A 16,825-nucleotide genomic window follows, 5' to 3' on the forward strand; every position below is an offset into this window, starting at 1 on the left:
GGGATGGACTGCAATCAGGGCCGGGCGATTGTTTCACAGCCCCAGCGGGCGGCCAGGCTCAGAACCTCGTTTCTAAGCGCAACCAGCGTGAGGCCATCGTTCAGCAGCACCGCATCGGCGGCGGCGCGGCGAGCGCGGCGCGTCGTCTGCGCGGCGAGCGCACCGTCGATGCGCTCGCGCGTCCAGCCCGGTCGCTGCAGCACGCGGGCGATCTGGGTCTCGGCCGAGCAGTCGACGACGAGCACACGCGCCAGGCGGGGCCGCCAGCGGCCGGACTCGACGAGCAGGGGCACGTCGAGCACGACGAGGCCGGAGGTGGCTGCCTCGGCCTGGGCAAGTGCATCGGCCGTGATCAGGGGATGAAGGATGGCCTCGAGGCGGCGCTTGGCGTCTGTGTCTGAAAAGGCGAGGGCGCGCATGCGTTCGCGGTCCAGCGCACCGTCGGCGGCCACGAAGTCGGCCCCGAACTCGCCGGCAATCGCCGGCATGGCCGCGCCGCCGGGCAGGGTCAGCTCGCGCGAGATGGCATCGGTGTCGACGACGGTAGCGCCTGCCTCGCGCAGAAAGCCTGCGACCGTGCTCTTGCCGCTGCCGATGCCACCGGTCAGGCCGACCCTCATCCGTTCATGTCCAGCCTAGCCAGCCCAGCACGGTGGCCTGGCCCGCGAACAGCACGACCAGGCCGCCGCCAGCCAGGAAGGGGCCGAAGGGCACATAGCGGCCTTCACGCAGGCCGGCGTTCATCTTCATGATGATGCCGACGACCGCGCCGATGGCCGAGGCCCCGAGCACGATGGGCAGGATCATCTGCCAGCCCAGCCAGGCACCGAGGGCGGCCAGCAGCTTGAAGTCGCCGTAGCCCATGCCTTCCTTGCCGGTGGCAAGCTTGAACAGCCAGTAAACCGACCACAGCGACAGATAGCCCGCGAGCGCGCCAGTCAGTGCCTTGTCGAGCGGCAGGGTCCAGCCCATCAGCGCGGCGAGGAGGCCGGCCCACAGCAGCGGCTGGTTGATGGCGTCGGGCAGCAGCGTCGTGTCCCAGTCGATCATCGCCAGCGCGATCAGTGCGGCGACGAAGCCGCACCAGAGCAGCGTCGTCGGTTGCGTGCCGAAGCGCCAGGACAGGGCCGCGAAGGCGAGGCCGGTGGCGGCTTCGACGATGGGATAGCGCTTGGAGATCGGTGCCTTGCAGGACGCGCATTTGCCGCCGAGACGCAGCCAGCCTACGACGGGCAGGTTCTCGTGCCAGCGCAGCTGGTGGCCGCAATGCGGGCAGCGCGAGCGGGGCTTGGAAATGCTGAAGGGCGGCAGGGCCTCGATCTTGGTGCCATAGGCATCGACGGCCTTGGCCAGCTTTTCCGTCTCGCTGGCCGGAACGCCGATGACGCGGGCCATGGCGGCCGCATCGATCAGCTGGGCGGCGGATTCGTGCAGCCACTGGCGCTCCATCATCAGCGGCAGGCGGTGGATGACGACGTTCAGGAAGCTGCCGATGCACAGGCCCAGGATGCCCAGCACCCAGGGCGAGAGCCAGACGGACCAGTCGATAGAGGGCAGTGGCATGGTGGACGCGCGAAAAATGGGGCCTGGACGGGCGGAAACCTGTCCGCGTTCCGTCTGCTTGCAGGAGCCGAGACCCTTGGCCCCGCTCCCTGGCGGCTTTACACCACCGAACCGAGCTTGAAGATGGGCAGGTACATCGACACGACGATGCCGCCGATCAGGCCGCCGAGGATGACGATGATGAAGGGCTCCATCAGGCTGGACAGGGCCTTCACCGCCTCGTCTACTTCATCCTCGTAGAACTCGGCCGCCTTGCCCAGCATGTGGTCCAGCGATCCGGACTCTTCACCGATGGACGACATCTGCAGCACCATCGTCGGGAAGATGCCCGTGGCCTGCATCGAGGTCGTCAACGCAGCGCCGGTCGACACATCGCGCTGGATCTGTTCGGTGGCGTCCGCGAACAAGGCATTGCCCGAGGCGCCGCCGACGGAATCCAGGGCCTCGACCAGGGGCACGCCGGCCGCGAACATCGTTGACAGCGTGCGTGTCCAGCGCGCGACGGCCGACTTGAACAACAGGTCGCCGAACACCGGTATCTTGAGCATCAGCCGGTCCATGCGCTTTTGCATCGGCACCGAACGCTTCCAGGTCTGCAGGAAGAAGTAAATGCCGCCGCCGATGGAGCCGAAGATGGCCCACCAATAGGAGACGAAGAACTTCGACAAGGCGATGACCATCATCGTGGGTGCGGGCAGATCAGCGCCGAAGGACTTGAACACGTCTTCGAAGGCCGGCACGACGAAGATCATGATGACGGCGACAACAATGAACGCCACCACCATGACGGCCACCGGATAGGTCAGGGCCGACTTGATCTTGTTCTTGAGGGCGACTGTTTTCTCTTGATAGATGGCAAGCCGGTCCAGCAGCGCCTCCAGGATACCGCCCGACTCGCCGGCCTCGACCAGGTTGCAGTACAGCGCATCGAAGTACATCGGATGCTTGCGGAAGGCCGATGACAGGCTGGTGCCGGTCTCGACATCCTGGCGGATGTCGTTCAGCAGCCGAGTCAACCGGGGGTTCGGGGAGCCTCGCGCCACGATGTCGAAGGACTGCAGCAGCGGCACGCCGGCACGCATCATGGTCGCCAATTGACGCGTGAAGACGGCGATGTCTTTCTGCTTGACCGCGGAGCCACCGCTGGAGCGGCGCTTCTTGACCTTGCTGACCAGGATGCCCTGACGGCGCAGCGTGGCGCTGACCATGGCCTCGCCGCCCGCGCGCAGTTCACCCTTAACGATCTTGCCGTTGCGGTCCTTGCCTTCCCACTCGAAGACGAAGTCCTTGATGCCTTTTGCTGCAGCGGTGGCAGTAGCCATACGCTCTCCTCGCGACTGATTTATTCGTTGGTGGCGGACAAGACTTCTTCAAGCGTCGTGATGCCGCCGCGCACCTTGATGAGGCCGGACTGGCGCAGGTCACGCACGCCTTCCTGCTTGGCCTGGTCGGCGATGTCCATCGCCGTTCCCAATGCAAGGATGATGCGCTGGATTGACTCGGTGACCGGCATGACTTGGTAAAGGCCGAGACGACCGCGGTAACCATTTGTGCAGTTGTTGCAGCCAACGGCGCGATAGGGCTTCCAGCTGCCGTCGAAATCGTCCTCCACGAAGCCCGCCTTGAGCATCGCGTCGCGCGGATATTCGGCCGGCTGCTTGCAGTTCTCGCACAGTCGCCGTACCAGCCGTTGCGCCGTGATGAGCAGCACGCTGGACGCGATGTTGAACGGCGCCACGCCCATGTTCAGCAGTCGAGTGAGCGTCTTGGGTGCGTCATTCGTGTGCAGCGTGGACATGACCATGTGGCCCGTCTGCGCAGCCTTGATCGCAATGTCGGCTGTCTCCAGGTCACGGATTTCGCCGACCATGATGATGTCCGGATCCTGGCGCAGGAAGGACTTCAGCGCAGCCGAGAAGTTCAGGCCCGCCCTGTCGTTGACGTTGACCTGGTTGATGCCCGGCAGGTTGATTTCAGCCGGGTCCTCGACCGTCGAGATGTTGACGCCCGGCTGGTTCAGGATGTTCAGGCAGGTGTAGAGCGACACCGTCTTGCCGGAACCCGTCGGGCCGGTCACGAGGACCATGCCGTAGGGGCGGTAGATGGCCGCCATCAGGCGCTCTTTCTCGATCTTCTCGTAGCCCAGCGCGTCGATGCCGAGCTTGGCCGAGGACGAGTCGAGAATCCGGATGACGATCTTCTCGCCAAACAGCGTGGGCAGCGTGCTGACGCGGAAGTCGATGGACTTGCTGCCGAACTTCAGCTTCATGCGCCCGTCCTGGGGCACGCGCTTCTCGGAGATGTCCAGGCGTGAGATCACCTTGATGCGAGAGGACAGCTTGTCCTTGATGGCGATCGGCGGCTGCGTGATCTCGCGCAGCTCACCGTCGACGCGAAACCGCACGCGATAGTGGAATTCGTAGGGCTCGAAGTGCAGGTCGGACGCGCGTAGATTGATCGCGTCGACGAGCATCTTCTGCAGGAAGCGAACAACGGGCGCATCCTCGACATCTGCCAGTTCGGACGACTCCTGCTGCGGTGTCGCGTCTTCTTCCGCGATGTCGAAGTCGAAGTCGCCGCCAGCAATGGACTCCAGCGTTTCAGCGGCAGTGACGCCCGCGCTGACCAACATTTTCGCCAGCTTGTCGTGCTCGACGATGACCCACTCGGGCTGCAGCTGGGTTGCGAACTTGATGCGCTCGATGACCTCGAGATCGGTCGGATCAGCGCCGCCCACGAAAAGGCGATTGCCGCGCCGCGACAGCGCGACGACCTGGTACTGCTGGGTCAGCTTCGCATCGATGATGTTCTGCGGCATGCGCTGCGGATCCATCGCCGACAGATCCAGCAGCGGCAGAGCCAGCGCGCTGGACAGCGTGTGCGCCAGATCGGCGGGCGAAACTTGCCCGCTGGCGATCACCGCGTTGACGAAACTGATCTTCTTGTCGCGGGCCTGCTTGACGAGGTCCTCGGCAGTCTTGGCCTGAAGCTTGCCGGCATGCACAAGCATGCGCGCAACCCCCGACAGGGCGGACTGAAGCGGCTCGGCGAGCGTGGTTTCCACAGGCAGTTGCGTCGGCGACGAAAGGAGCGAAGTCCGTCGATTGTGCCAGTCATGGACAGGTCACGAGGCAAACGAATCCGCCCTGTATGCCGTGAAGTTTGTCGCGGTTTTGTTGTCCCTCGTCCCGAGGGAGAAGACTGGTCGGGGTGAGAGGATTCGAACCTCCGGCCTCTACGTCCCGAACGTAGCGCTCTACCAGGCTAAGCTACACCCCGATGTCTTCTGCTGCGCGTCTCTAGGAGTGACGCTCAACCGACTGGATTGCGAATTCTAGCAGAGATTCGGTCCACTTATTTGGAGGCAGCAACTTCAGGCAGTCGGCAGCATGTCGGGCCTCCGTACGGGCCGCTTCGCGTGTCGATTCCAGTGCGCCGGTCGAGCGGACGATGGCGACGATGTCCTGCAGCTTCTCCTGCTCGCCTTCTTCAATGGCGTGGCGCAGCACCGCTCGCTGATCGGGGGTTGCGCGTTCCATCGCGATCAACAGCGGCAGCGTCGTCTTGCCCTCGCGCAGATCGTCGCCAATGTTCTTGCCAAGCTCGTGGGCGTCGCCCTCGTAGTCGAGCACGTCGTCGATGAGTTGAAAGGCCGTCCCCAGGGCGCGGCCATAGGCGGCGCAGGCTTCTTCGACCTCGGTCGTCGCGTTCGCCAGCACGGCGCCCAGGCGGGCGCTGGCCTCGAACAGCTTGGCTGTCTTGAAGCGGATCACGCGCAGGTAGCTCTCCACGGTGATGTCCGGGTCATGCATGTTCATCAGCTGCAGGACCTCGCCCTCGGCGATGACGTTGGTGGCTTCCGCCAGCACCTCCAGCACGCGCATGCGGTCGACAGACACCATCATCTGGAAGGCCCGCGAGTACAGGAAGTCGCCAACCAGCACGCTGGCCGCGTTCCCGAACAAGGCGTTCGCTGTTGGCTTGCCGCGGCGCAACGACGACTCGTCGACAACGTCGTCATGCAGCAGCGTGGCTGTGTGGATGAACTCGACGACGGCTGCCAGTTCGAAGCGCGCGGCTTGGTCGAAGCCCAGCGCGTTCGCAAACAGCAGCACGAGCTTGGGCCGCATGCGCTTGCCGCCGGCATGGACGATGTAGTGGGCGATCTGGTCGATCAGCGCCACATCTGAGCTGAGGCGCTTGGCGATGACGGCGTCGACCTGGGCCATTTCGGCGGCCAGCAAGGCGAGTACCTCGGCAACTTGGGATGGGGGCGAGGCAATCTCGACGCGCACTCTGGACTCTCAAGCTAGGGATCTAAGGATTATAGGAAGCGCATCCGGCTCTCAGCCGAGGCGCGATGGCCAGGGGTGTCGCGGCTTGCGCGAGATCCTTGGTGCACGCAGTTGCCTAATCGCTGGGGCTCAGGGTATACTCTTGGGCTCTTTGCAATTCGTGCGTCTTTGGCGTGCGTGCTGCGGGAGACCAAAACCGACAAAAAGGCCCGACGAGGGCGGCGGCGCAACGTGAAAACGGGGTGCTGAGCTGCTGGAGCTGGGTGAATGCACCTCCAGGGTGCGAAAGGAAGAACATGTACGCGGTCATCAAAACCGGCGGCAAGCAGTACAAGGTTGCTGCTGGCGAAAAGATCAAGGTCGAGTTGCTCGACGCGGAAGTCGGCGCTGAGGTCACTATCGACCAAGTGCTGGCAGTTGGCAGTGGCGACGGCCTGACGGTCGGCGCCCCGCTGGTCGCTGGCGCCACCGTCAGCGCCAAGGTCATCAGCCATGGCAAGCACGACAAGGTTCGCATCTTCAAGATGCGCCGTCGTAAGCACTACAAAAAGAGCCAAGGCCATCGCCAAAACTACACCGAGCTGGAAATCAGCGCGGTCAACGGCTGATCTCAGTCGTCTTTCGCTAATTTCTAGGAGCTAACTCATGGCACAGAAAAAGGGCGGCGGTTCTACACGGAACGGCCGCGACTCCAAGCCCAAGATGCTGGGCGTCAAGGCTTACGGCGGTGAACTGATCTCCGCTGGTTCGATCATCGTGCGTCAGCGCGGCACCAAGTTCCACGCTGGCGTCAACGTCGGCATGGGCAAGGACCACACGCTGTTCGCGCTGGTCGATGGCCACGTGTCTTTCGCCATCAAGGGCGAGAAGAACCGCCAGACCGTCGTCATCACGCCCCTGGCGGCTTGATGATTGCGTGATCCGGACGGGTCGCCCGCCCGGATACTTCCAAGCCCCGGCTCGCCGGGGCTTTTGTTTTTTGGAAAGCCCGCTGCGCTGAATCGCAGCAGGCCCGCCGCAACCCAGCCAGTACGATGGCTGTCTCGCCATGAAATTCGTCGACGAAGCCACCATTGACATCGCAGCCGGCAACGGCGGCGCGGGCTGCGCGAGCTTTCGGCGCGAGAAGTTCATCCCCTTCGGCGGGCCGGACGGTGGCGACGGCGGCAAGGGCGGCAGCGTCTGGGCCGAGGCCGACCGCAACCTGAACACGCTGATCGACTACCGCTACGCGCGCCGCCATGAGGCGCGCAACGGCGAGGCCGGGCGTGGCTCCGACTGCTTCGGCGCAGCGGCGGACGACATCGTGCTGCGCGTGCCGGTCGGCACCATCATCACTGACCTCGAAACCGAGTCCGTCATCGGTGAATTGATCGAGCCGGGCCACCGCATCCTGCTCGCCAAGGGCGGCGATGGCGGCTTCGGCAACCTGCATTTCAAGACCAGCACCAACCGCGCGCCGCGTCAGAAGACGCCGGGCTGGCCGGGCGAGGCCAAGAAGCTGCGGCTGGAACTGCGCGTGCTGGCCGATGTGGGCCTGCTGGGCCAGCCGAACGCCGGCAAGTCGACGTTGATCACGGCGATCTCCAATGCCAAGCCCAAGATTGCGGACTACCCGTTCACGACGCTGCATCCCAACCTCGGCGTGGTGCGCGTCGCGCCCGAGAAGAGCTTCGTCGTTGCCGACATTCCCGGTCTCATCGAAGGTGCGGCTGAAGGCGCCGGCCTGGGCCATCAGTTCCTGCGCCATCTGCAGCGCACGCGTTTGCTGCTGCATGTCGTCGACCTCGCGCCCTTCGACCCTGAAGTCGATCCGGTCAAGGAGGCCAAGGCCATCGTGACCGAGCTGAAGAAGTACGACGCCGAGTTGCATGCCAAGACGCGCTGGCTGGTGCTGAACAAGCTCGACATGGTCCCTGAGGACGAACGTGCTGCGCGCGTGAAGGACTTCGTCAAGCGCTACCGCTGGAAGGGCCCGGTCTTCGAGATCTCGGCGCTGACCCGCCAAGGCTGCCAGCCCCTGATCCACGCGATCTACGACCACGTCTCCGCCGAGCAGCGCGTGCTGGTCGAACCCGATATCCGTTTCGAGTCCAACAGCCCCGCCGAATGAGTTTGCTGTCCAGCGCGCGCCGCATCGTTGTCAAAGTCGGCTCCAGCCTCGTCACCAACGAGGGCCGGGGCATTGATGCCGAAGCGATCGCGAACTGGAGCCGCCAGCTGGCGGCGTTGGCGGGTGAGGGCCGCGAGCTGATCATGGTGTCCAGCGGGGCCATCGCCGAGGGCATGAAGCGCCTCGGTTGGGCCACGCGGCCCAAGGAGCTGCACGAGTTGCAGGCCGCCGCTGCCGTCGGCCAGATGGGCCTGGCGCAGATGTACGAAAGCCAGCTCAGCGCGCAAGGCATGGCCAGTGCACAGGTGCTGCTGACGCACGCCGACCTGGCTGACCGCGAGCGCTATCTGAATGCCCGCTCCACGCTGCTCACCCTGCTGGCGCACCGCGTGCTGCCGGTCATCAACGAGAACGACACCGTCGTCAATGACGAGATCAAGTTCGGTGACAACGACACGCTGGGCGCGCTCGTCGCCAACCTCGTCGAAGCCGACGCGCTTGTCATCCTGACCGACCAGCGCGGCCTCTATTCAGCTGACCCGCGCAAGGATCCGAACGCCCGCTTCATCGACACCGCCCAGGCCGGCGACCCCGAGCTGGAGCGCATGGCCGGTGGTGCGGGTTCCAGCATCGGCCGCGGCGGCATGATCACCAAGATCCTGGCCGCCAAGCGCGCGGCCGGCAGTGGCGCCGGCACCGTCATCGCCTGGGGCCGCGAGCCTGATGTGCTGCTGCGCCTGGCGCGTGGCGAAGCTATCGGCACGGCGCTGCTGGCGGCAACGCCCAAGCTGGCGGCGCGCAAGCAGTGGATGGTGGACCACCTGCAGCTGCGCGGCTCGGTCAAGGTTGACGCCGGTGCGGCGATCAAGCTGCGCGATGAAGGCAAGAGCCTGCTGCCCATCGGCGTCGTCGACGTGCAGGGCGGCTTCCACCGTGGCGATGTGATCGCCGTGCAGACGGTGGAAGGCGTCGAACTGGCTCGCGGCTTGGCGAACTATTCAGCCTCGGAGGCGCGCCTGATTGCGCGCAAGCCATCGGCGGAATTCGAAGCGCTGCTTGGCTATGCAGCCGAACCGGAACTCATCCACCGCGACAACCTGGTGCTCCGCTAGGAGCACCCGGATGGCGGCGCGGCCACAACCGGCTGCGTCAGGAGTGACCGGACTGCGGCGCGGCCACGACCTCGTGCTGCGCTGAATCGCTCGATTGCTCACCGTCCGGTGGTGCACCCGTGGCTTCCAGCGGCATAGGCCCGCTGTTGCGCTCGCGGTGAGCCGGCCGCATGCCGGCCCGCAGATAGCGGTTTTGGTGGTTGATGCGCGGCAGGTAGCGCGCAAGCTCGGTCAGCGCCATCTCGTAGACGCCACGCTTGAACTCGATGACGGCCTCCAGCGGCACCCAATACTCGTTCCAGCGCCAGGCGTCGAACTCGGGGTGGTCGGTGGCGCGCAGATTCATGTCGCAGTCGCGCCCGACCATCTGCAGCAGAAACCAGATCTGCTTCTGGCCGCGGTAGTGGCCACGGGCGTCGCGCCGGATGAAGTGCTCGGGCACCTCATAGCGCAGCCAATCGCGCGTCCGCGCAATGATGCGCACATGCTCTGGAATGAGCCCCACCTCTTCGTGGAGCTCTCGGAACATCGCCTGCTCAGGCGTTTCACCGTGCTTGATGCCCCCTTGCGGGAACTGCCACGAATGCGTCCTGATGCGTTTGCCCCAGAACACTTCGTTGCGTTGGTTGAGCAGGATGATGCCGACGTTGGGGCGGAAGCCTTCACGGTCGAGCATAATCAACCTCAAATCTCTAGTTGGTTCGATTATTGCATCGGGCCGCGATTGCCGCGCTGCACTCGCTAACCCGAAGATTTGTCCAGAAGTTGTCGTGCCTTAGCCGGGTTTTCACCCGGCTTTCTCATTTGCCAGGCGTTCGCCTGTCCTTCGTACGGTCTGCCCATGAAAGCCTCCCAGTTCTTCATCTCCACCCTCAAGGAAGCGCCTGCCGACGCGGAAGTCGCCAGCCACAAGCTGATGATGCGCGCCGGCATGATCAAGCGCCTGGGCGCGGGGATTTACAACTACATGCCGATGGGGCTTCGCGTCATCCGCAAGGTCGAGAAGATCATCCGCGAGGAGATGGACGCAGCAGGCGCCATCGAATGCCTGATGCCCGTCATCCAGCCCGCCGAGCTGTGGCAGGAGACCGGCCGCTTCGAGAAGATGGGCCCCGAGCTGCTGCGTGTGAAGGACCGCCATGGCCGCGACTACATCGTGCAGCCGACCAGCGAAGAAGTCATCACCGACATCGCCCGCCAGGAACTGCGTAGCTACCGCCAGCTGCCCAAGAATTTCTATCACATCCAGACCAAGTTCCGCGACGAGCGCCGCCCCCGCTTCGGCCTGATGCGCGGCCGCGAGTTCACGATGAAGGACGCCTACTCCTTCGACCGTGACGTCGAGGCCGCCGGCCGCAGCTACGACAACATGTACGCGGCCTACTGCAAGATCTTCGACCGCTTCGGCCTGCAGTACCGCGCCGTGGCGGCGGACACCGGCGCCATCGGTGGCGACCGCTCGCACGAGTTCCAGGTCATCGCCGATACGGGCGAGGACGCCATCGTCTACTGCCCCACCAGCGACTACGCGGCCAACATGGAGCTGGCCGAAGGCGTGGCGCTGACCGCAACGCGCGGCGCGGCGACACAGGCGCTCGCCAAGACGCCCACGCCGGGCAAGAGCACCTGCGAGGATGTCGCGGTGCTGCTGGGCCTGCCTCTGGCGCAGACGGTGAAGTCCCTGGTGCTGGCCACCGACGAACTGGACAAGGACGGCAACATCGCCAAGACCCAGGTCTGGCTGCTGCTGGTGCGCGGCGACCATGAGTTGAATGAAGTGAAGGCCGGCAAGGTCGAAGGCCTCAAGGGCGGCTTCCGCTTCGCGACTGGTGGCGAGATCGATACCCACTTCGGCTGCAAGCCCGGCTACCTCGGCCCCATCGGTCTGAAGGCCCCGCTCAAGATCGTTGCTGATCGCACCGTGGCCAACATGGCCGACTTCGTCTGTGGCGCCAACGAGGCCGACTTCCACTTCACCGGCGCGAACTGGGGCCGTGACCTGCCCGAGCCCGACGTCGTGGCAGACATCCGCAACGTCGTCGCCGGCGACCCCTCGCCCGACGGCAAGGGCGTGCTGGCCATCCAGCGCGGCATTGAGGTCGGCCATGTGTTCTATCTCGGCACCAAGTATTCGGCCGCGATGAACGCGAACTTCCTGGACGAGAACGGCAAGCCCAAGCTGATGGAGATGGGCTGCTATGGCATCGGCGTGACCCGCATCCTGGGCGCCGCCATCGAGCAGAACAGCGATGCGCGCGGCATCATCTGGCCGGACGCCATCGCTCCTTTCACCGTCGTCGTCTGCCCCATCGGCATGGACCGCAGTGAAGACGTCAAGACCGCCGCCCACAAGCTCTACGACGAGCTGAAGGCGCTGGGCGTTGATGTGCTGCTGGACGACCGTGGCGAGCGCCCCGGCGCGATGTTCGCGGACTGGGAGCTGATCGGCGTGCCGCATCGCGTGGTGCTGGGCGACCGGGGCCTGAAGGAAGGCCAGGTCGAGTACCAGGGCCGCCGCGACGAGGCCGCGACCAAGCTGGCCGTCGGCGACGTGGTGGGCCATCTGAAGGGCTTGCTCAAGCTTTGAAGCGTCGGCTTCTCCTGCTGAGCCTGTTTGGCGCGCCGCTGGCGGCGCAGGCGGGCGCCCAGGTCGAGGAGCCGCTGGCGGATTCGATCCGTTCGGCGCTGAGCGCCTCCATCGCGCAAAGCGCCCCACCGCGGCCGAAGTTCGAGGCCCATCAGGTCGAGGAGCGCATGGCCTACCTGAGGTGGCTGGGCGCGATGAGTGAGCGGCTGAAGAAGCGCAAGACCGAGACGCAGATCCGCATCGAGTTCCTGGAGACGGTCTGGTACGAGGCCAAGCGTGCGGGCCTGGAGCCCAGCCTCGTGCTGGGCCTCGTCCAGGTGGAGAGCGGCTTTCGCAAGTACGCGATCAGCGTGGCCGGTGCGCGCGGCTACATGCAGGTCATGCCGTTCTGGACGCGCGCCATCGGCGACGGCGATGCATCGCGCCTCTTCCACATGCAGACGAATCTGCGCTTCGGTTGCGTGATCCTGCGCCACTACCTCGACATCGAGCGCGGCAACATGTCGTTGGCGCTGGGCCGCTACAACGGCAGCCGCGGCCGGCCGGAATATCCGAACGCGGTGTTGGGCGCCCGGCGCCAGTGGCTGCTGCCGGGCGAGGCCTGAGCTCAGGGCTTTCCCGGCCCGCGGCTGATGGCTTTCGGCAGCAGGCTGCCTAGGCGTTAGCCTCCACGGTTTCGTCCACAAGACAAAGCCATGCCCGCTGCCTACCGCTTCGCGCCCCTCGTCCTCTCAGCGTTGCTCGCCACCGGCTTGGCCGGCGCCCAGCCCGCCGACAACCCGCTGCTCACCATCAGCCCGCTGCCGCTGCGCTATCCGCAGTTCGACAAGCTGCGCGACGAACACTTCGCGCCGGCCCTGGAGCAGGGTATGACCGAGCAACTGGCCGAGGTCAAGGCCATCGCCGACTCGCCCGAAGCCCCGACCTTCGACAACACCATCGTCGCGCTGGAGAAGAGCGGCCGCTTGCTGAGCCGCACGACGACGCTGCTGTTCAGCCTGCTGGGTGCCGATGCCAACCCGGCCCGCCAGCAACTGCAGACCGACTACGCCGCCAAGCTGGCCGCGCAGCGCGACGCCGTTTTGCTCAACCCCAAGCTGTTCGCCCGCGTCGAGGCGCTGTACGCCACGCGCGACAAGGCTGCGCCCAACGCCGAAGCCAAGCGCCTCATCGAGCGCTACCGCCGCGACATGCTGCGCGCCGGCGCGCAACTGAACGACGAGCAGAAGACGCGCATGCGGGCCATCAATGGCGAGCTAGCGACGCTGTCCGCACGCTTCAACAAGGCGGTGCTGGCCGAGGTCAACGACTCCGCCATCGTCGTCGACACCGCCGAGGAACTGGCAGGCCTGAGCCCCACGCAGATCGCCGCCGCGGCCGACGGGGCCAAGAAGCGCGGCTTGGAAGGCAAGTACGTGATCGCGCTGCTGAACACGACCATCCAACCCTTCGAGACCGAGTTGCAGAACCGCGTGGTGCGTGAGCGTCTGCACCGTGCCTCGGTCGCCCGCGGTGCGCGTGGCAACGAGTTCGACACGCGCGCCACCCTTTCGCGCGTGATGACGCTGCGCCAGGAACGCGCGGCGCTGCTGGGCTACGCGACGCCCGCGGCCTTCGTGCTGGAGGACGAGACCGCCAAATCCGCCGACACGGTCAATGCGTTGCTGCGCAAGCTCGCGCCGGCCGCGGTGGCTTCGGCCAAGCAGGAAGCGGCAGAGCTGCAGAAGCTCATCGACAGCGAGCAGGCTGCCAAGAAGCAGCCCAGCTTCGCGCTGCAGGCCTGGGACTGGAGCTACTACTCGGACAAGCTGCGCGCTGCCAAGTACGGTTTCGACGAGAGCCAGCTCAAGCCCTACCTGGAGATCACCAGCGTGCTGGAGCGCGGCGTGTTCTTCGCGGCCAACCAGCTCTACGGCATCAGCTTCAAGCGCCGCATGGACCTGCCGGTCTACCAGAGCGACGTGCGCGTGTACGACGTGTTCGACACCGACGGCAAGCAGCTCGCCATCTTCATCGCCGACCTCTACGCCCGCCCCAGCAAGCGCGGTGGCGCCTGGATGAACGCCTACGTCGGCCAGAACCCGTTGGAGGGCACGCAGCCCGTCGTGGCCAACCACCTCAACATCCCCAAGCCGCCGGCCGGTGAGCCCACGCTGCTGACCTGGGACGAGGTCAACACGCTGTTCCACGAGTTCGGCCATGCGCTGCACGGCATGTTCAACAAGGGCCAGTACCCGGGCCTGGGCCGCGTGCCGCGTGACTTCGTCGAATACCCCTCGCAGGTCAACGAGGTCTGGGCCGACTGGCCCAGCGTGCTGGCCAGCTACGCCAAGCACTACCAGACCGGTGCGCCCATGCCGCGTGAGCTGCTCGACAAGGTGGCGCGTGCCAAGCGCTTCAACCAGGGCTACACGACGGTGTCCTACCTCTCCGCCGCCATCGTCGACCAGCGCCTGCACCAGCTCAAGGCCGGCGAGATTCCGGCGGCCGATGGCATCGTTGCCTTCGAGGCCAAGGTGCTGAAGGAAGAGGGCGTCGATCTCGGCCCCGTGCCCCCGCGCTACCGCCTGCCCTACTTCAGCCACATCATGGGCGGCTACTCGGCCGGCTACTACGCCTACATCTGGAGCGAGGTGCTGGACGCCGACACCGTGGAATGGCTGAAGGCCAACGGCGGCCTCAAGCGCGCCAATGGCGACCAACTCCGCGCCAAGCTGCTGTCGCGCGGCGGCAGCGAGGACGCGATGGTGCTGTTCCGCAACCTCGTCGGCCACGAGCCCGACATCAAGCCCCTGCTGGAGCGCCGCGGCCTCGTCATACAAAAGCACTAAGCCGGCGGCAAAAGCGGCGACTCTAGGGATGCTGGTGCTGGAAGGTGCTGCCTAGCATTGCGCCTTCACTGGCATTTGCCAGTCAATCTCGGGGACGCCGCCATGAATCGAACTCGCTCACTCGCCGCTTGCCTTGTTGCAGTCCTGGCGCCTGGTGCCTGGGCCGCGACGGTCTATGACGAAGGTGTCTCCGGCGACCTGTCCGGCTTGGGTGCCAGCCCCACCTTCGTGGCGGTGGCGGCCGGGTCCAATGTCGTCATCGGCAGCACCGGCCGCGCGAACGGCGTGGTCGACCGCGACTACTTCCGCATCACCGTGCCTGTGGGCTGGCAGCTGTCCGCCATCACGCCGCTGGTCGGCACCAGCGTGGTTGGCGGCGGGCTGGCCTTCATCGGGCTGGAGGCGGGCACCCAGGTCACGACGCCTGTCACCGGGCCGGCGACGACGCTGCTGGGCTGGCACCACTACGCGCTGCCCGACATCGGCAACAACATCTTGCCCCTGGTTGGCGCGGGCGCTGGCGCGATCGGGTTCACCGGGGCGCTGGGCGCCGGTGACTACTCGGTCTGGATCCAGGAGACCGGCGTCGGCACCGTGCCCTACGTGATGGAATTCAGCCTGACCGCCGTGCCCGAGCCGGCCAGCGGCTTGCTGCTGCTGGGCGGGGTGGCCGGTCTGACTTGCTTGCGCCGCAAGGTGCGCTGAGCGCCCTACAGGCCTGTCCAGGCCTTGGGGCTGGCGGCTGAGATGCCGGCCAGTTCGAGCACGCGCTCCACGGTCTCGTTGACCATCTCCTCGATGGTCTTGGGGTGGTGATAGAAGGCCGGCAGCGGCGGGAAGCAGATGCCGCCCATCTCGGTCACTGCCACCATGTTGCGCAGGTGGGCGAGGTTGAAGGGCGTCTCGCGCACCATCAGGATGAGGCGGCGCCTCTCCTTCAGCGTCACGTCGGCGGCACGGGTCAGCAGGTTGTCGCCCAGGCCGTGGGCGATGGCCGCCAGCGACTTCATCGAGCAGGGCGCCACCACCATCGCTGCCGTCGCGAAGCTGCCGCTCGCGATGCAGGCGCCGATGTCGCCGGGTGCGTAGGCGCGGTCAGCCTCGGCTTCCAAGGTGGAGCGATCCAGCCCCAGCTCGTGGTGGGCGTTCAGGATGCCGGCGGGCGTGGCGATCAGGTGCGTTTCGACGCCCAGCTCGCGCGAACGGCGCAGCAGACGCAGCGCATAGGCCGCGCCCGTCGCGCCCGTCAGCCCGACGACCAGGCGAGTCACGCTGTGGCCAAGGCCTGCTGCAGCTCACCCGACTCGTACATCTCCATCATGATGTCCGAGCCGCCGAGGAATTCGCCGTTGACGTAGAGCTGGGGGATGGTGGGCCAGTTGGCGTAGTCCTTGATGCCCTGGCGCACTTCTTCGTCTTCGAGGACGTTGAAGGTCTTCAGGTCGGTCACGCCGGCGGCCTTCAGGATCTGGATGGCACGGCCGGAGAAGCCGCACATCGGGAACTGGGCCGTGCCCTTCATGAAGAGCACGACACGGTTGGACTTGACCAGATCGTCGATGCGTTGCTGAACGTCGCTCATTGCAGTTCTCGGGAAGGCAAAACCGCAATTATCCGGGAGGCGCCCGGCAAGCCTTCAATAGCTGTACGCCAGGCCCAATTGCAGCAGGGGCTTGAAGCGCAGGTCCCGCATCGCGTCCTCGAAGCCCTGAGCACTGCTGCGGCCCAGGCGCAGGCCGCTGTAGGAGCCGGACATCAGGCCGAAGTCGGCGCTGAAAGCGAAGCCGCTGCCGTGCACACGGCCGGTGTAGCCGATGCCGACATAGGACAGGTTGGCGCTGGGCTCCAGCGAATAGGAGTCCAGTCCGTTCAGCGACACGCTGCGTCGGCCGGCAGAAACGGGGCCACTGCCGAGGGCCAGGCCACCGCTGCTTTGCGACATCGACAGCGGGCCGAGCAGCAGGCCACCGGTGGCGCGCAAGCCGCCATGCACGCTGCTGAAGCCGGAATTCGTCAGGTAGTAGTCGCCCAGCAGGTTGGCGCTGAGAACGCGGGAGCCGCCGAGATGAGGCGCGGTGTCGGAGCTGGCATCGGCGCTGCTGAGCTGCAATCGCGCCTGCCAGCGCGGGCTGGCGTCGCCGTCGGCGAGGGCCGGGATGGTGAACAGGGCAGCGAGGCTCAGAACTGCAGCGCTTGCAAAGCGGGCCATGATCGTCTCCTGCGCGGCGCAACGAGTGGCACCGGGATTCGATACTACGCCGGCGGGCGCTTGTGGTGCACGAAGAACTGAGGGCAAAAGATCACGCAAACGCGGGAGGCGTTCG

General features: G+C 65.7%; 17 protein-coding genes and 1 tRNA gene. 8 read left to right on the plus strand and 10 right to left on the minus strand.

What is annotated here, in order from left to right; all coding sequences use genetic code 11:
* Window positions 1-14: 14 nt before the first annotated feature.
* From coaE to AC07V5_RS11155, 6 genes are all read right to left on the minus strand, one after another.
* A complete protein-coding gene (coaE, locus tag AC07V5_RS11130; protein WP_495115745.1) occupies window positions 15-620 on the minus strand; it encodes a dephospho-CoA kinase in 606 nt (201 codons plus the stop codon).
* Window positions 621-624: 4 nt separating this feature from the next.
* A complete protein-coding gene (locus tag AC07V5_RS11135) occupies window positions 625-1,563 on the minus strand; it encodes a prepilin peptidase (protein ID WP_495115746.1) in 939 nt (312 codons plus the stop codon).
* 98 nt (window positions 1,564-1,661) lie between these two features.
* Entirely contained in the window at window positions 1,662-2,885 is a 1,224-nt protein-coding gene (locus AC07V5_RS11140; RefSeq protein WP_495115747.1) for a type II secretion system F family protein, read from the minus strand.
* Between the two features lie 20 nt (window positions 2,886-2,905).
* On the minus strand, window positions 2,906-4,573 hold the full coding sequence (gene pilB / locus AC07V5_RS11145) for a type IV-A pilus assembly ATPase PilB (RefSeq protein ID WP_495117052.1): 1,668 nt from the start codon (window positions 4,571-4,573) through the stop codon (window positions 2,906-2,908).
* 192 nt (window positions 4,574-4,765) lie between these two features.
* Window positions 4,766-4,842 (minus strand) — tRNA-Pro (locus AC07V5_RS11150).
* A 20-nt stretch (window positions 4,843-4,862) separates the two neighbouring features.
* Window positions 4,863-5,792 (minus strand): polyprenyl synthetase family protein, encoded by a 930-nt coding sequence (locus tag AC07V5_RS11155; RefSeq protein WP_495117053.1) that lies wholly within the window; start codon window positions 5,790-5,792, stop codon window positions 4,863-4,865.
* Between the two features lie 362 nt (window positions 5,793-6,154).
* Here AC07V5_RS11155 and rplU point away from each other — a divergent pair, with 362 nt between their 5' ends.
* From rplU to proB, 4 genes are all read left to right on the plus strand, one after another.
* A complete protein-coding gene (gene rplU, locus AC07V5_RS11160) occupies window positions 6,155-6,466 on the plus strand; it encodes a 50S ribosomal protein L21 (protein ID WP_477896209.1) in 312 nt (103 codons plus the stop codon).
* A gap of 37 nt (window positions 6,467-6,503) precedes the next feature.
* Window positions 6,504-6,767, plus strand: a complete 264-nt coding sequence (gene rpmA / locus AC07V5_RS11165; protein ID WP_056203384.1) for a 50S ribosomal protein L27 — start codon at window positions 6,504-6,506, stop codon at window positions 6,765-6,767.
* A 139-nt stretch (window positions 6,768-6,906) separates the two neighbouring features.
* Window positions 6,907-7,971: a GTPase ObgE gene (gene obgE / locus AC07V5_RS11170; protein WP_495115748.1), complete on the plus strand. Its 1,065-nt coding sequence runs from the start codon at window positions 6,907-6,909 to the stop codon at window positions 7,969-7,971.
* Complete coding sequence (gene proB, locus AC07V5_RS11175) at window positions 7,968-9,083, plus strand: glutamate 5-kinase (protein WP_495115749.1); 1,116 nt, start codon at window positions 7,968-7,970, stop codon at window positions 9,081-9,083. The genes obgE and proB overlap by 4 nt, the downstream gene beginning before the upstream one ends.
* Window positions 9,084-9,120: 37 nt before the next feature.
* On the opposite strand, the gene AC07V5_RS11180 is transcribed toward proB, so the two are convergent.
* Window positions 9,121-9,759 carry an RNA pyrophosphohydrolase gene (locus AC07V5_RS11180; protein WP_495115750.1) on the minus strand — a complete coding sequence of 213 codons (639 nt, stop codon included), beginning with the start codon at window positions 9,757-9,759 and terminating at the stop codon, window positions 9,121-9,123.
* 165 nt (window positions 9,760-9,924) lie between these two features.
* On the opposite strand from AC07V5_RS11180, the gene AC07V5_RS11185 reads away from it, so the two are divergent.
* The 4 genes from AC07V5_RS11185 (at window position 9,925) to AC07V5_RS11200 (ending at window position 15,206) form a co-directional block, all read left to right on the plus strand.
* Entirely contained in the window at window positions 9,925-11,670 is a 1,746-nt protein-coding gene (locus tag AC07V5_RS11185) for a proline--tRNA ligase (RefSeq protein WP_495115751.1), read from the plus strand.
* Window positions 11,667-12,275 (plus strand): lytic transglycosylase domain-containing protein, encoded by a 609-nt coding sequence (locus tag AC07V5_RS11190; RefSeq protein WP_495115752.1) that lies wholly within the window; start codon window positions 11,667-11,669, stop codon window positions 12,273-12,275. The genes AC07V5_RS11185 and AC07V5_RS11190 overlap by 4 nt, the downstream gene beginning before the upstream one ends.
* Window positions 12,276-12,365: 90 nt before the next feature.
* Window positions 12,366-14,501, plus strand: coding sequence for a M3 family metallopeptidase (locus AC07V5_RS11195; RefSeq protein WP_495115753.1), 2,136 nt, complete (start codon window positions 12,366-12,368; stop codon window positions 14,499-14,501).
* A 102-nt stretch (window positions 14,502-14,603) separates the two neighbouring features.
* A complete protein-coding gene (locus AC07V5_RS11200) occupies window positions 14,604-15,206 on the plus strand; it encodes a VPLPA-CTERM sorting domain-containing protein (protein ID WP_495115754.1) in 603 nt (200 codons plus the stop codon).
* Window positions 15,207-15,211: 5 nt separating this feature from the next.
* On the opposite strand, the gene AC07V5_RS11205 is transcribed toward AC07V5_RS11200, so the two are convergent.
* Genes AC07V5_RS11205 through AC07V5_RS11215 form a run of 3 tightly spaced genes read right to left on the minus strand, consistent with a single transcriptional unit; the run spans window position 15,212 to window position 16,710 of the window.
* Complete coding sequence (locus AC07V5_RS11205) at window positions 15,212-15,772, minus strand: UbiX family flavin prenyltransferase (RefSeq protein ID WP_495115755.1); 561 nt, start codon at window positions 15,770-15,772, stop codon at window positions 15,212-15,214.
* A complete protein-coding gene (gene grxD, locus AC07V5_RS11210; protein WP_495115756.1) occupies window positions 15,769-16,083 on the minus strand; it encodes a Grx4 family monothiol glutaredoxin in 315 nt (104 codons plus the stop codon). The genes AC07V5_RS11205 and grxD overlap by 4 nt, the downstream gene beginning before the upstream one ends.
* A gap of 54 nt (window positions 16,084-16,137) precedes the next feature.
* Window positions 16,138-16,710 (minus strand): hypothetical protein, encoded by a 573-nt coding sequence (locus AC07V5_RS11215; RefSeq protein WP_495115757.1) that lies wholly within the window; start codon window positions 16,708-16,710, stop codon window positions 16,138-16,140.
* Window positions 16,711-16,825: the final 115 nt, after the last annotated feature.

The organism is Roseateles sp. GW821-FHT02E12, assembly GCF_059421665.1.